Genomic DNA, 14,865 nt, shown 5'->3' on the forward strand with positions numbered 1-14,865 from the left:
TTGTCGGTGTCGAGGCTTCATGAAAAGCGATAGATTTCGATACAGACATCACTGTTCGAGATGGGCTGTAGATCGGGAGACCATGGAACTGCGACACCTCGAGTACTTCCTCGCCTGTGTGGATCAGGGCACGTTCACGGCGGCGGCACGATCGCTGCGAGTGGTGCAGTCGGCGGTGTCCACGGGTGTGGCCAAGCTCGAACGTGAGGTCGGCGAGCGGCTGTTCGACCGCACACCGACGGTTCTCGTGCTCACCGATGCCGGACGGGCGGTGGTGGGTCCCGCGCGTGCGGCCCTGCGCTCGCGCGCCGACATCTTCGACGCGGTCGACGGCGTCCGTGGCGACATCCGCGGTGAGGTCGCGGTGGGAGCGCTGGTCAACGTCGTGTCGATCGATCTGGCCGAGGCCTTCGCCGAGATCCACCGCCGGCACCCGGGCATCACGATCGCGATGAGACAGAATCCTCGGGGAACGTCCGGGAACATCGTCGGGGTACGTTCCGGGACATTGGATCTGGCGTTCCTCGGTGCCTATCCCGTCGACATCCCGGGTCTCTCCGTGCATCGACTGGCACAGGAACCGCTGGTGCTGGTCTGCGCCCCGGATCATCGACTCGCGCTGGCGGGGTCGTTCGCGACGAGCGATCTGGCCGACGAACGGATGATCGACTATCCACCGGGGTGGGGGACGCGCGCGGTGGTCGACCGCGACATCCCGCACCGTCGGACGGTGATCGAGGTGGCCGATCAGTTTTTCGGGATGAGTTTGGCGGTCAAGGGTTTCGGCGTGACCTTGGTTCCGCTCGGGGTCGCACACATACAACCCGATGCGATCATCGTGCCGTGTACCGACAAGCCGTTGATGTGGGATATCGCGATCGCACATTCCTCGACGCGGACGCCGTCGCGTGCGGCCCGGGCCGTGCTCGATGCGGTACTCGAGTTGGCCCGGCCCGTTCGGATCAGGCGAACGCCGTCGTGAAGGCGTCCAGGGCGGCGTCGGGGTCGGACCGTGCCCACCCCTCGAGTCCCACGACGCCGCTGTATCCGAGCTCGGTCAGGGCAGTGGCGATCGCCGGATAGTTGATCTCCCCGGTACCCGGTTCGCATCGGCCCGGCACATCTGCCACCTGGATCTCGCCGACGAAAGGCAGTGCGGTGCGGCAGAGTTCGATGAGGTTGCCCTCCCCGATCTGCGCGTGATAGAGGTCGAGGTTCATCCGCAGATGCGGAGAGTCGATCGCCCGGACGAGGGCCATCGTGTCGGCAGCGGTCGCGAACGGCGTACCGGGATGATCGACTGCACGGTTGAGGTTCTCCACCGTGAAGACGCGGTCGTGGCGTTCGCCGATGTCGGCGAGTCGTCGCAGGGTGTCCGTGGCCGTCGACCACATCTCCGGGGTCACCACCTCGACCGGCGCCACCGGCAAGCCATCCGGGCCGAGTCCGGTGCCGTGCACGTTGAGGCTCGGACAATCGAGGCGGGCCGCGACCTTCGCCGACTCCTCAGCCGAGTCGAGGAACGCCGAGATGCCCTCGGGGTCGGTGAGCGTGCCGGTCACATAGCCGGTCATCGAGACGATCTCGGCGCCGGTCGCCACCAGGGCATCGATGTCCTTGGTGGTCCAGTCCCAGATCTCCACCAGGAGTCCACGGTCGTGGATTGCGCGTACCCGGTCCACGAAAGGCCGGTCGACATAGAGCATCTCGGCACTGGCGGCCAGCCGATACCGTGCGGCGCCCATCAGGCGACCTCGTCGATTCCGACGGTGCGTCCGGTCTCGACGCTGCGGATGGCGGTCAGGGCGATCTGCAGTGCGGTACGTGCGTCGGAGCCGGACACCACGGCGGCCGATCCGGTCCGGACGGCGTCGACGAAGGCCGAGAGCTCGCCGACGTAGGCGTCGTGCAGCAGGATCGTGTCGCGACGAGCGGTGTCGATCTCCACTCCGGCGGCGCCATAGAACGTCATGTCGGTGGTGCGACCGTTGCCGGCGGTGGCCATACCGGCCGAGCCGAAGACCTCACCGCGCACGTCGTATCCGTACAGGGCGGAGAAGCTGGCCTCCGCGGTGGCCATCGCGCCGTTGTCGAACGCGATGGTGACGATCGCGGTGTCGAGGTGACCGGAACTCTTGGCGTCTGGACGGATCAGGGCATCGGCGAACGCGTGCACCGACACCGGCCGTGCTCCCGGATTCAGGAAGCACAGTGTGTCGAAATCGTGGATGAGGGTTTCCAAGAAGATCGTCCATTGCGGCACCCGCGCCGGATCTGCTTGCCACGGACCGGGATCTCGGGTGAGGGACCGGAGCAGCTGCGGTGTTCCGACCCTGCCGTCGTCGACGGCCCGTCGGGCGGCGGCGAAACCGGGCGCGAATCGGCGGTTGAACCCGACCTGCAGGATCACACCGGCGTCCTCGGCCGCGGTGATCGCCCGATCCGCCTCGTCGAGGGTCACGGCCATCGGCTTCTCGCAGAAGATGTGCTTCCCGGCGGCCGCCGCGCGGCACACCAGATCACTGTGACTGCGCGCTGGTGCTGTGATGAGCACGGCATCGACGTCGGTCGAGCCGAGCACGTCGTCGATGTCGGTGGTCGCGAATCCCGCGCCGACGGCCGCTGCCAGGCGATCTGCGGAGCCGTCGACGGGATCGGCGACGGCCGCGACGACGGCATCGGGGACGTGCCGGGAGATCAGGGTGGTGTGGCTGCTGCCGATTCGGCCGGCGCCGATGGTGGCGACGCGGACCGGCGCGGTCGCACCGGTGCCGGGCGCGAACGCGGTGGGGGAAGTGCTGGTGGTCATGAGGACTCCGAGGTCTCGGGATACTAGAACGTTCTAGTAGAACGTTCTAGGTTAGAATAGTTCCCTGACTCACAGTCGGTCAAGGAGGAATCGATGGGTGCCAGACGCGGCGGGCGGGTGACTCTCGCCGACGTCGCGCATGCTGCCGGGGTGTCGACAGCCCTGGTCTCGATCGTCATGCGTGGTGTGGCCGGGGCCAGTGACGAGACCCGTGAGCGCGTGCTGTCGATCGCCGGCGAGATGGGATACGTCCCGGATCAGCGGGCACGCAAGTTGCGGCAGGCGTCGTCGCGGCTGTTGGGGGTGACCTTCGAACTGCGCGAACCGTTCCACGGCGACCTGGTCGAGGAGGCCTACCGGGTCGCCGGCGATGTCGACTACGACGTGGTGATCAGTGCCGTCGCGCCGAGCCGCTCGGAGTCGACCGCCCTCGACACCGTGGTGCGGGAGCGCTGTGAGGCCGTGATCCTGTTGGGTTCCCGTCTGTCCGACGACGCGCTCGCCGCGCTCGCCGAACGCCTTCCGGTGGTTGTGGTGGCTCGCGACAGCAACGCGCCGGGAGTCGGCTACGTCCGCAGCGACGACACCGCGGGTGTCGGACTGGCCGTCGATCATCTGGTGGGACTGGGTCATCGGCGGATCGTGCACATCGACGGCGGGGACGCTCCCGGCGCGGCGGACCGTCGTGCGGGGTTCTCGGCGGCGATGGCTGAGCGCGGCCTGTCGTCGGCGTCGATCGTGGCGGGTGGTCTCACGCAGATCGACGGGGCCCGCGCAACAAGGGATCTGGTGGCCGCCGACGGGTCGGTCACCGCCGTCGTCGCGTTCAACGACGAGTGCGCCACCGGTGTGATCGACGTGCTGATCCGAGCCGGATGGCGCGTGCCCGAGGATGTCTCGGTCATCGGCTACGACGATGCGAGGCCGGCCTCCCGCGCGCCGGTACCGCTGACGACCGTGTCGCAGGATGCCGGTGAGCTGGCCGCCGATGCGGTCGCGGGTGCCCTGGCGATGATCGACGGCGGGCCCGCGCCCCGAATCGTCCGGCGACCCCGGCTCGTGGTGCGCGCGACAACGGGACCTGTCCGTCGTTGACGGATCGTGGCCGCGATGAGATCAGGCGTCGGTCTTGGCGCGCAGGTGATGCGTGTAGATCGCACCGGTCGTGACGTCGTCCTCGACCTCTTCCAGTGTGCGACCGCGGGTTTCGGGCGCCTGCGTGTAGATGAACAGGATCGCGAACAGACCGATCACCCCGAACATGAAGAACGTTCCGGTGATCCCGACGGCCTCGACGATCGTGGGGAAGAACAAGCCGAGGAAGGCGTTCGCGATCCACAGGCAGAACACCGAGATGCCGATCGCGAGACCGCGGATCTGCAGCGGGAAGATCTCCGACAGCAGCACCCAGGTGACGACGTTGAGGAAAGTCTGCATCGAGCCGACGAACGCCACGATCAAGACGAGCAGCACCCACGGCCGCCAGGAGTTGCCCTCCGGCAACACGACCGAGGCGATGCCGATCAGGAAGTGGAAGAGCGTCGTCAGGCTGTAGCCGATCAGAAGTGTAGTCCGGCGATTCATGTGTTGGGCCAGCCACAGGGCGACCGCCGACCCGATCACCGCGATCACACCCGGCGCGATGTTGGCGATCAGTGCGGCCTTCGATTCGAAACCTGCGTCCTTGAGCACCGATTGGCCGTAGTACATGATCGCGTTGATGCCGGTGAGTTGCTGGAAGACGCCGAGGCCGATGCCGACGAGCACGATGCGACGGACCCACTTGCTGTCGCGGATGGACGACCAGCTCCCCTTGACGCGGTTCTTCTCCATCTCGGCGATCTCGGTGATCATGTCGACCTCAGCACGAGCGCGCTGTTGGGACCGGATCGTCGACAGCACCTCGGTCGCCTCGTCGACGCGTCCCTTCGAGATCAGCCAGCGGGGTGACTCGGGCACCGTGATCATCCCGACCATGAGGCAGATCGCCGGCAGGGCGGCGACGGCGAGCATGTACCGCCAGACCCCGTCGTGATCGCCCCAGACGTTGCCGATGATGGCGTTGATGATGAACGCGGCGAGCTGGCCGATGACGATCATGAGTTCGTTGCGTCCGGCGAGCGATCCACGGATCTCGTAGGGCGCGAGTTCGGCGAGGTAGACCGGCACGACGGTGGAGGCGCCACCGACCGCGAGGCCGAGAATGACGCGCCCGAGGACCATCACGCCGAATCCCGGGGCGAAAACACAGGTGAGGGCGCCGACCAGGAACAGGACCGCCAGGCCGATGATCGTCTTGCGCCGCCCGAGGGCGTCGGCGATCCGACCGCTGATCATCGCGCCCACTGCTGCCGCGAAGAGCAGGGAGCTGGTGACCACACCTTCGGTGAACGCGGTGAGCCCGAGGTCTTCCTTCATCGGCTCGAGCGCACCGTTGATGACGCCGGTGTCGTAGCCGAAGAGGAGACCGCCGAGCGTCGCGATCAGCGCCACCGCGTGCAGTCGGCGACGGAACGGTCCCGTCCCGAGCGGCGGCAGCGCGACCCGTTCTCGGGCCAGATCCGGACTCTCGGCTGTGGACATGAGAACTCCCTTTGTTGCCTTGATCGAGTTGCCTTGATCGAGTTGCGGTGATCGAGTCGCGTCGATCGGGTTGCGTTACATCGTGCCGTCGTACGTGATGGTGGTCACGGGTGAACTACTCCGATACTGTCATAATGTCCTAACAAATTGTCAAGGGTCTGGCGGACCAGAAATGACTAACGCGTGCAAGTTCTTGGAGTTATCCCAGCTCGGAGCGCTTTGCATGTCCTGACAAATAAGGAGACATCATGAGGCTTGGACTGGTCGGATACGGCGCCGGCGGGCGTCTGTTCCATGCGCCCTACATCGCGGCGGTGCCCGAGATCGACCTGGTCGGGGTCGTGACACGCAATCCGGCTCCTCGCGCCGAGGTCGCCGCCGATCTTCCCGGAGTCGCGGTGTTCGACTCGTTGTCGGATGTGCTCGACGCCGGTGTGGACGCCGTCACGATCACCACACCTCCGGACACCCGGCGCGACCTGGTGCTCGACGCGGTGGCCCGCGGAGTGCACGTGGTCGCGGACAAACCGTTCGCACCGAATGCCGCCGGTGGTCGTGAGCTCGCCGACGCGGCCGAGCGCGCCGGGGTGCTGCTCAGCGTGTTCCACAACCGTCGCTGGGACACCGACGTGGAAACGGTCCGGCGGATACTGCCTCGGCTGGGTGAGGTGTGGCGGGTGGAGTCCCGCTTCGATCTCGACGAGCCGGGAAGCCTCGACGCCGGTCCCTCGGGTGGTCTGCTGCGGGATCTCGGGGCTCACCTGGTGGATCAGGTGCTGACGGTGTTCGGACCGGCGGAGTCGGTGACGGCGCATCTGGATCGGATCGACCAACCCGAGGGAACCACCGATTGTGGATTCATCGTCGCGATCGATCATCGGGGCGGTGTTCATTCGACGGTGAGTGCCAGCAAGATCAATCATGTCTCGGCGCGGCAGTGGCGGATCTACGGTTCGGAAGGCGCCTACGTCAGCGACGGCACAGACGTCCAGACGGACCAGATCAAACAGGGACGCCGCCCGGCCGACGACCCGGCGTCGTGGGGCTATGAACGGGCCGACCGGCTCGGCATGCTGCACACAGCGCGGGGCGTCGAGTCCGTGCCGTCGGCGCAGGGCCGCTACGACGAGTTCTACCGCCAGTTCGCGGCTGCGGTGGATCGTGGAGCAGCTCAGCCTGTTCCGGCGTCGGAGGGCGTCGCGACCCTCGGCGTCCTCGACGCGGCGTTGCGTAGCGCGGAACTCCGGGAGACCGTCCGTCTCTGAACGTCGCCGCGGACATCGTCGCCACTCGCCCGGTCGTGCCTCAGAATCCGCCGACCGTGTCCTGTTTCTCGTCGATCGTGCCCTGGCTCTCGGAGATCTCGCGAGCGCGTGGACATCACTCGCGGGGCGATCTCCACAAACTCGACCGCTCGCCATTCTGGACACGGTCGGCGAATTCCTGGGCACGGTCGGCGAATTCGAGGGCACGGTCGGCGGGAGGGCCAAGGGGCGACGCCATTCAGACTACTGACGAAACCTCCACGGACGACGACTGGCCGCTGCTCCCCGCGCCAGGGGAGCAACGGCCAGTCGTCTCGTCGTCAGATGAGCGGTGCCTCAGGCGTTACGACCCTCACGCGTTCTGGGGGAACCCGAGATTGAGGCCGCCGTGGGAGGGGTCGAGCCAGCGGGTGGTGATGGCTTTGGCGCGGGTGAAGAAGTTGACACCTTCGGTGCCGTGGGCGTGGGTGTCGCCGAAGAGAGAGGCTTTCCAGCCGCCGAAGCTGTAGTAGGCCATCGGGACCGGGATGGGCACGTTGATCCCGACCATGCCGACCTCGACCTCGTTCTGGAAGCGTCGGGCTGCGCCGCCGTCGTTGGTGAAGATGGCGGTGCCGTTGCCATAGGGGTTGGAGTTGATCAGCTCCAGTGCTTCGTCGTAGCTGTCGACGCGCACCACCGAGAGCACGGGACCGAAGATCTCGTCGGTGTAGATCGACATGTCGGGGGTGACGTTGTCGAACAGCGTCGGACCCAACCAGAATCCGTCGGGCCCTCCGTCGGCCTGCACAGCACGACCGTCGAGGACCACGGTGGCGCCGGCCTTTTCGCCGGCGTCGACATAGGACGCGACCTTGTCGCGGTGGGCGGCGGTGACCAGCGGTCCCATGTCGGCGTTCGTGGTGCCGTCACCGGTGGTGATCGTGGTGGCGCGCTCGGTGATCTTGGCGACGAGGTCGTCGGCGATGTCGCCGACGGCCACGGCGACGGAGATGGCCATGCAGCGTTCGCCTGCCGAGCCGAAGCCGGCGTTGACCATCGCGTCGGCCGCGAGGTCGAGGTCGGCGTCGGGCAGGATGATCGCGTGGTTCTTCGCGCCACCCAACGCCTGGACCCGTTTGCCCGCAGCGGTACCGGTGGCGTACACGTACTGGGCGATCGGGGTCGATCCGACAAACGAGATCGATTTGATCGCCGGGTTGGTCAGCAGTTCGTCGACGGCGGTCTTGTCACCCTGCAGGACGTTGAACACCCCGTCGGGCAGGCCGGCTTCTTTCCAGAGTTCGGCCAGCCAGATCGCAGCGGTGGGGTCCTTCTCCGAGGGCTTGAGCACCACGGTGTTGCCGGCGGCGATCGCGACGGGGAAGAACCACATCGGCACCATCGCGGGGAAGTTGAACGGGGAGATGATGCCGACGGGACCGAGCGGTTGGCGCACCGAGTGCACGTCGACCTTGGTGGAGGCGTTCTCGGTGAATCCCCCCTTGAGGAGATGCGGGATGCCGCAGGCGAACTCGGCGACCTCTTGGCCCCGGCTGATCTCGCCGAGGGCGTCGGAGAGGACTTTGCCGTGTTCGGCGGTGATGATGGCGGCGAGTTCGGGTTTGCGGGCCTCGAGAAGTTCACGGAAGCGGAACAGGATGGCGGTGCGTTTGGCCAGGCTGGTGTCGCGCCAGGCCGGGAACGCCGCGGTGGCGGCGCCGATCACGGCGCGGGCGTCTTCGACGTTGGCCAGGGCCACCTCGCCGGTCACCGCACCCGTGGCGGGGTTGGTCACCGGCGCCGTCGCGCTCGAGGTACCGGGATAGGCCTTGTTGTTGACCCAATGGGAAATGGTCGTGGTCATGGTGATTCTCCTGAATGGATGTGGTCGGTTGCTGGTCCCTGAGGAGCGAGCTTGCGAGTGTCACGAAGGGCCCTTCGTGACACTCGGCTAGCGCCTCGTTCCTCAGGGACCGGGGCTGGGCGTGTGCCTGCGCGATCAGGCGCCGGGAATGGATGCGCGCGAGACCATCTCGACGGTCTGTGGGGTGCCGGTCTCGAGCGCCTTGACGCCGGCCGCGCACACCGCGGCCGCGGCGTAACCATCCCATGCTCCCGGGCCGTCGACGTTGTCGCCGCGGCGGACTGCGTTGACCCAGCGCTGGATCTCGACGTCGTATGCGACGCCGAAACGCTCGACGAACGACGGCGTGATGTCGCCCGTCGAGATCCCGGCGATCTTGCGGCCGTCGCCGGTGTCGGACTGAACCGGGTTGCGCTGCTTGCGGATCAGGCCCTGATCCAATCCGATGAATGCCGATCCGAGCTCGCCCACGAGCTCCGTGCGTACCTCGTAGGCGACGCCGGTGGTCACGAAGCACTCGACGTCGATGTGCCGGCCGGACTCGGTGGTGAAGATCGCGATCTGCGGATCCTTCAGTCCTTCCGGGGCATTCGGGTTCGACCCCGGGGCGATGATCTGCACCGTCGTGATCTCCTCGTCGAAGAAGAACCGCGTCGCGTCGACCTCATGGACCAGGGAGTCCTTGACGATCATCGAGCTGCCGAAACTCGGTGGTACCGCGGGATTGCGGTGGACGAAGTGGGCCATCAGGGCCTGACCGAAGGTGCCGTCGTCGATGAGGCCCTTGAGCTGCTCGTACTCATGGTCGAAGCGACGCATGAACCCGACCTGGATCAGCTTGCGGCCCAACTCGGCCTCGCGCCTGACGACCTCCAGCGAGGTGGCGACGTCGGTGGTGAGCGGCTTCTCGCACATGACCGGCTTGCCGGCTTCGAGGCAGGCGAGCAGCTGCTTTTCGTGCGTCGGGCCGGGAGTTGCGAGGATCACCGCGTCGACCTCGGGGTCGGCGATGGCGTCCAGCGGATCGTTGATCACCCGGCACCCGGGGATGGTCGCCGCCAGTTCTTCGGCCTTCTCCGGGAAGTAATCGTTGAGAACCGTCACGGTGGCGCCCTTGGTGCGCTCGGTGATCCGGGTGACGTGGTCGGCTCCCATCATCCCGACGCCGAGGACGGCGATGCGCAGATCCGTGGTCATTGGTCTCCTCCATTGATGTCGGTGGGGTTGAGGTAGGGCCGCTGGACGGCCTTCCACTGGGCGTAGACGTCGTAGGCCTGCTGTGTCGACTCGAGGGTCGACACCTCGGATACCGGGACATCCCACCAGGATTCGCTGTCGGGAGCCCCGATCAGCGGGTCGGTCTCCACATGGATGACCGTGGTGCGCTCGGCGGCCTTGGCGGACTTGATCGCATCGGCGAATTCGGCCGCGGTGGTCGCGCGGATGACGTCGGCGCCGAGTGAGGCGGCATTGGCCGCGAGATCGATCGGCAAGGTGGCGCCTTCGAGCCGTCCGTTGTCACCACGGAATCGGTAGTTGGTGCCGAAGCGCTGCGAGCCGAGCGACTCCGACAGTGATCCGATCGACGCGAACCCGTGATTCTGCACCAGGACCACGATCACCTTCAGGTTCTCCTGGATCGCGGTGACCAGCTCGGTGGCCATCATCAGGTACGAGCCATCGCCGACCATGACGAACACGTCGCGGTCGGGACAGGCCATCTTGACGCCGAGTCCGCCGGCGACCTCGTATCCCATGCAGGAATACCCGTACTCGACGTGGTAACCCTTGGAATCACGGGTGCGCCAGAGCTTGTGCAGGTCACCGGGCATGGATCCGGCCGCGCAGACGACGACATCGCGTGGATCGGAGGTCTCGTTCACCAGCCCGATGACCGCACCCTGGGTCAGCGCCTCGTCGCCGGTGGCGATGTTGGTGCCGACCGAGGTCGGGGAGTAGGCCTTCTCGACGATCGAGTCCCACTCCCGGGCGAGCGTGCCGACACGCTCGCGATAGGCGGCGTCGACCGCGTACCCGGAGAGGAGGTCGTCGAGGGCCTCGATGGATTCGCGCGCGTCGGCGACGACGCTGTAGCCACTGTGCTTGACCGAATCCAGGGACGCCACATTGATGTTCACGAATCGCACGCCCTCACCGGTGAACGCGGTGCGGGAGGCGGTGGTGAAATCGCTGTAGCGGGTGCCGATGCCGATCACCACATCGGCTTCTGCGGCGAGTGCGTTGGCGGCGGTCGTGCCGGTGGAACCGATGGCTCCGACGGACTGCGGATGGTCGTAGGGCAACGATCCCTTGCCGGCCTGACTCTGACCGACGGGGATGCCGGTGCGCTCGCAGAACGCGGCGAGCGCCGCGGTGGCGCCGCTGTAGATCACGCCGCCGCCGGCGACGATGAGCGGCCGCTTCGCCGAGCGGATGATCTCCGCGGCCTCGGCGATCACGTGGCGTTCGGGCAAGGGGCGAGCCACATGCCAGGTGCGCTCGGCGAACAGCGATTCCGGCCAGTCGAACGCCTCGGCCTGTACATCCTGGGGGATCGCGACGGTCGCCGCGCCGGTCTCGACCGGGTCGGTCAGTACCCGCATCGCGCCGAGCAGCGCTCCGGGCAGTTGCTCGGGTCGCCAGACGCGGTCGAAGTAGCGCGAGACCGGTTTGAACGCATCGTTGACCGTGACGTCGCCCGACGACGGGAGCTCGAGTTCCTGCAGCACCGGAGACGTCGACCGGGTGGCGAACGTGTCGGCGGGCAGCAGCAGAACCGGCAGGCGGTTGATGGTCGCGAGCGCTGCGCCGGTGAGCATGTTGGTCGAGCCGGGTCCGACCGACGCGGTGACGGCCCACGCCTCCAGGCGGTCCTTCATGCGTGCATAGGCGACGGCCGAGTGCACCATGGCCTGCTCGTTCCGACCGAGCACGTACTTCAGCGACAGCTCGCGGCCTGAATCGACATCGTCGATCTCGTTCTGCAACAGCGCCTGGCCGAGGCCGGCGACGTTGCCGTGTCCGAAGATGCCGAAGCAGCCGGCGAAGAACTTGGTGCGCACGCCGTCGCGTTCGACGTACTGGTTGGCGAGGAAACGCACCGTCGCCTGTGACACGGTGAGGCGGACGGTCGATTCACCGTGGGGGCTGCGGACGCCGGTGATTCCGCCGGCGCGTCCCTGATTGATCGGTGCCACGATGGCTTCTTTCTCGTCGGTGGTTTGGTGGATGGTGGTGGGTGATCTCGATACGCCTCGGACTCGCTGCGCTCGCACGCGGCTACTCGATCAGCGGAGGGATTCCCGAGCGTGCGAGTGGCGTACCCTCTCGCTGATCGAGTAGCCGCGAGCGTGCGAGTGGCGCATCGAGATCCATCAGCCGGAGTTCTTCTCGTGCAGGGGGAGTCGCGGATCGACGTCCTGGTGTTCCCAGCTGCCGCGCAGCCAGGTGTGGGCCGGGTCGTCACAGATGTTCCAGGCTCGTTCCTCGCCGGGTCCGGCCATCACGTTCAGGTAATACATGTGATAGCCGGGGGCGGCGATCGACGGTCCGTGGTACCCGTGCGGCACGAGGACGACGTCGCCACTGCGAACCTCTTCGAGCACCTCGATCGGGCGCTCAGGGGTGCCGTAGACGCGGTGATAGCCGAAACCCGGTGAGCCGTCCGGACCGTCGGCGATCTCGAAGTAGTAGATCTCCTCGAGCTGTGATTCGTTCTCGCTGTTCTCGTCGTGCTTGTGGGCCGGGTAGCTCGACCAGTTGCCGCCCGGGGTGATGACCTCGCAGGCGATGATCGAGTCGGCCTCGAAGGCACCCGCCGTCCCGAAGTTGTGCACCTGTCGACTGCAGTTGCCCGCACCCCGCAGCTCGACCGGGACGTCGGCTGCCGGAACATACCGGAAGGGCAGGCGATTGGCGGCCCGCGCACCACACAGGGCGAAGCGTCCGCCCTGAGCGCTCGTCACGGTGAACTCGGAATCGCGTCCCACATAGGCGAAGTCGCTCGGGCCGTCGAACACGCTCTCGCGGCCCGCGAGCTCGAATGTGGTGCCCTCACAGCTGACGGTCGCGGACCCGGACAGTGGTACGACCATGATCTCGTCATCGCCCGATCGGCGGGTGATCGATTCACCTGCGCCGAGTTCGACCACGAAGAGCGACGATTCGGTCCAACCGGCCGATTCGGGGGTCACGTCGACGGTGAGCGGCGCGGGGGCCGATCGTCCTGGGATGTAGTACTTGGAGTTCATCGGCTCACCTCACCAGGTTGACCGCGGTGTCGACCGCGGTGGCGACGTCGTTGTCGGCCGGGTACAGCAGGGTTCGTCCGACGATGAGTCCGCGAACCGACGGGATGCGCAGTGCACGTTCCCAACTCGCGAACGTCTCGTCGGGGGCGGTCTGCGGGTCGCCACCCAGCAGCAGGGTCGGCAGGGTCGTCGCATCCATGACGCGCTCCATCTCGTCGACGACCGGCAACTTCAGCCACGTGTACGCCGAGGTCGAGCCCAGACCCTGGATGATGTGCATCGACTTGATCACGGCATCGGCCGAGAGATCGTTGCGGACCTTTCCGTCGACCCGCGACGACAGGAACGGCTCGAGCATGGCGATCGAACCGCCGGCGGCGAGGTCGTCCACCGCCGCGGCGCATGCCGTCATCATGTTCAGCGTGCCCGGGTCGGCGAGGTCTATGCGGCAGAGCATCTTGGCCCCGTTGAGGCCCGCGTCGATGGTCCACGTGGCGGTCGCGGCCGTCATCCGGTCGTCGAGTTCGAATGATGCGCCGGCGAGGCCGCCGCGGTTCATCGACGAGAAGACGACCTTGTCCTCGAGGGCTCCGAGGAGCAGGAGATCCTCGAGGATGTCCGAGGTGGCGAGCACGCCGTCGACGCCCGGGTTGGCGAGTGCGGTGCGCAACCGGTCGAGCAGATCGGAACGGCTGTTCATCGCTGTCGGATTGGATCCGACGGACAGTGCGCCGCGGGCCGGATGATCGGCAGCGACGATCATCAGACGGTCCGAACCGTTGACGGTCGAGCGCCGCCGCCGTCGGGCCCAGGCCTCGGCGATGGCCTGCGGGTGGGTGGCGCGCACGGCGGTGACCTCGGCGTAGGTAGAACAGGTCGAGACGGACGCTCCGTTGGGGCTGATCGTCGTGGTCGACGGGCCCGCCGTCGTGGCGACCTCAGACATTGATCTTCTCCTGTGCAGTCGATGCGGAGTCGGCCAGAGCGGCGACCTCGTCGGCGGTGGGCATGGCGGTCGAGCATTCGAGTCGGCCGGCGACGATGGAACCCGCGGCATTGGCATGGCGCAGGATCTTCTCCAGGGGCCAGCCCTCGAGCAGTCCGTGGCAGAGGCTGCCGCCGAAGCTGTCGCCCGCGCCGAGTCCGTTGACGACATCGACCGGGATCGGCGGGACCTCGATCGACTCGGAGCGTGTCTTGCCGAGAACGCCGCGCGGCCCCTGCTTGACGATGGCCAGTTCGACGCCGAGGTCGAGGAGGGCGTCGGCAGCGGCGTGCGGATCGGTCTCACCGACGGCGATCTCGCACTCCTCGCGGTTGCCGACGGCGACAGTGACGTGCGACAGGGCACGTCGGACCTGCTCGGTCGCCGCATCCGCCGACGACCAGAACATCGGGCGGTAGTCGAGGTCGAGAACCGTCAGCGACTGCCGACCGCGAGCCTCCCATGCTGCGAAATGAGCACTGCGCGAGGGCTCTTCAGAGAGTCCGGTCACCGTGGACCAGTACAGTCGGGCGTCGTGGACGGCGGTGGTGTCGAGCGCAGCGGCCTCGATCTGCAGATCCGGTGCCGTCGGCTTGCGGTAGAAGTAGAGCGGAAAGTCGTCCGGCGGGAAGATCTCGCAGAACGTCACCGGTGTGGCATACACGTCGTCGACGCCGACGAACCGGTTGTCGACCCCGAGGCGCTCGAGCTCGCCCCGGACGAACCGGCCGAAGGGGTCGTCGCCGACTCCGGAGATGAGCGCGCTGCTGTGTCCGAGGCGGGCCGCGGCAACGGTGACATTCGCAGCGCTGCCGCCGAGGAACTTGCCGAAGCTGGTGACCTCTTCCAGCCCGACGCCGATCTGCTGCGGATAGATGTCGACACCGCTGCGGCCGATGGCCAGCACATCGAAGGCGGGTGTCTCGCGTTCTACGCTCACGTACTGCTCCCTGCTCGTGGTCGAAGGATGGGGACCCGTGGTTCGGGACTGTCGGGTCGGGACTTCCACTGGCATCCACTGTGCGTCAGTTCACATCCCAAAGTCAAGACTTTGTCCTGACATTCTTACCTGGCATAGTCAGTGTCGGAGATCACACGGGCCGTGCGGCCCCTGTCGAAAGGAACTC

12 protein-coding genes are annotated in these 14,865 nt (G+C 66.8%); 3 read left to right on the top strand and 9 right to left on the bottom strand.

The window, feature by feature from the left end; genetic code table 11:
* Positions 1-82: 82 nt before the first annotated feature.
* On the top strand, positions 83-982 hold the full coding sequence (locus EEB19_RS12050; RefSeq protein WP_187586507.1) for a LysR family transcriptional regulator: 900 nt from the start codon (positions 83-85) through the stop codon (positions 980-982).
* On the opposite strand, the gene EEB19_RS12055 is transcribed toward EEB19_RS12050, so the two are convergent.
* Together EEB19_RS12055 and EEB19_RS12060 are read right to left on the bottom strand one after the other, a co-directional pair.
* Positions 963-1,745, bottom strand: coding sequence for a TIM barrel protein (locus tag EEB19_RS12055; protein WP_187586509.1), 783 nt, complete (start codon positions 1,743-1,745; stop codon positions 963-965). The genes EEB19_RS12050 and EEB19_RS12055 overlap by 20 nt on opposite strands.
* Positions 1,745-2,809, bottom strand: a complete 1,065-nt coding sequence (locus EEB19_RS12060; RefSeq protein ID WP_187586511.1) for a Gfo/Idh/MocA family oxidoreductase — start codon at positions 2,807-2,809, stop codon at positions 1,745-1,747. The genes EEB19_RS12055 and EEB19_RS12060 overlap by 1 nt, the downstream gene beginning before the upstream one ends.
* A 93-nt stretch (positions 2,810-2,902) precedes the next feature.
* Between EEB19_RS12060 and EEB19_RS12065 the strand changes: the two genes are divergently transcribed.
* A complete protein-coding gene (locus EEB19_RS12065) occupies positions 2,903-3,904 on the top strand; it encodes a LacI family DNA-binding transcriptional regulator (RefSeq protein WP_187586513.1) in 1,002 nt (333 codons plus the stop codon).
* Positions 3,905-3,925: 21 nt separating this feature from the next.
* Here the strand turns inward: EEB19_RS12065 and EEB19_RS12070 are convergent, their stop codons facing one another.
* A complete protein-coding gene (locus tag EEB19_RS12070) occupies positions 3,926-5,392 on the bottom strand; it encodes a sugar porter family MFS transporter (RefSeq protein WP_187586515.1) in 1,467 nt (488 codons plus the stop codon).
* Positions 5,393-5,640: 248 nt separating this feature from the next.
* On the opposite strand from EEB19_RS12070, the gene EEB19_RS12075 reads away from it, so the two are divergent.
* Positions 5,641-6,657: a Gfo/Idh/MocA family oxidoreductase gene (locus EEB19_RS12075; RefSeq protein WP_187586517.1), complete on the top strand. Its 1,017-nt coding sequence runs from the start codon at positions 5,641-5,643 to the stop codon at positions 6,655-6,657.
* Between the two features lie 352 nt (positions 6,658-7,009).
* Here EEB19_RS12075 and EEB19_RS12080 read toward each other — a convergent pair whose 3' ends face one another.
* The 6 genes from EEB19_RS12080 to iolC all read right to left on the bottom strand — a co-directional run bounded on the left by EEB19_RS12080 (position 7,010) and on the right by iolC (position 14,678).
* Positions 7,010-8,503, bottom strand: coding sequence for a CoA-acylating methylmalonate-semialdehyde dehydrogenase (locus EEB19_RS12080; protein WP_187586519.1), 1,494 nt, complete (start codon positions 8,501-8,503; stop codon positions 7,010-7,012).
* Between the two features lie 135 nt (positions 8,504-8,638).
* Positions 8,639-9,700, bottom strand: coding sequence for a Gfo/Idh/MocA family protein (locus EEB19_RS12085; RefSeq protein WP_187586521.1), 1,062 nt, complete (start codon positions 9,698-9,700; stop codon positions 8,639-8,641).
* The gene (gene iolD, locus EEB19_RS12090; protein WP_187586523.1) at positions 9,697-11,700 is read right to left on the bottom strand and encodes a 3D-(3,5/4)-trihydroxycyclohexane-1,2-dione acylhydrolase (decyclizing); all 2,004 of its coding nucleotides are present in this window, start codon (positions 11,698-11,700) and stop codon (positions 9,697-9,699) included. Before iolD ends, EEB19_RS12085 begins: the two co-directional genes overlap by 4 nt.
* A gap of 177 nt (positions 11,701-11,877) precedes the next feature.
* Positions 11,878-12,753 carry a 5-deoxy-glucuronate isomerase gene (gene iolB, locus EEB19_RS12095; protein ID WP_187586525.1) on the bottom strand — a complete coding sequence of 292 codons (876 nt, stop codon included), beginning with the start codon at positions 12,751-12,753 and terminating at the stop codon, positions 11,878-11,880.
* 4 nt (positions 12,754-12,757) lie between these two features.
* Positions 12,758-13,699 carry an aldolase gene (locus EEB19_RS12100; RefSeq protein WP_262365614.1) on the bottom strand — a complete coding sequence of 314 codons (942 nt, stop codon included), beginning with the start codon at positions 13,697-13,699 and terminating at the stop codon, positions 12,758-12,760.
* Positions 13,692-14,678 (bottom strand): 5-dehydro-2-deoxygluconokinase, encoded by a 987-nt coding sequence (iolC, locus tag EEB19_RS12105; protein WP_262365615.1) that lies wholly within the window; start codon positions 14,676-14,678, stop codon positions 13,692-13,694. Before iolC ends, EEB19_RS12100 begins: the two co-directional genes overlap by 8 nt.
* Between the last annotated feature and the right edge of the window lie 187 nt (positions 14,679-14,865).

Origin of the sequence: Gordonia sp. OPL2 (assembly GCF_003797825.1) — a bacterium.
In the GTDB taxonomy this organism is placed as follows: Bacteria; Actinomycetota; Actinomycetes; order Mycobacteriales; family Mycobacteriaceae; genus Gordonia.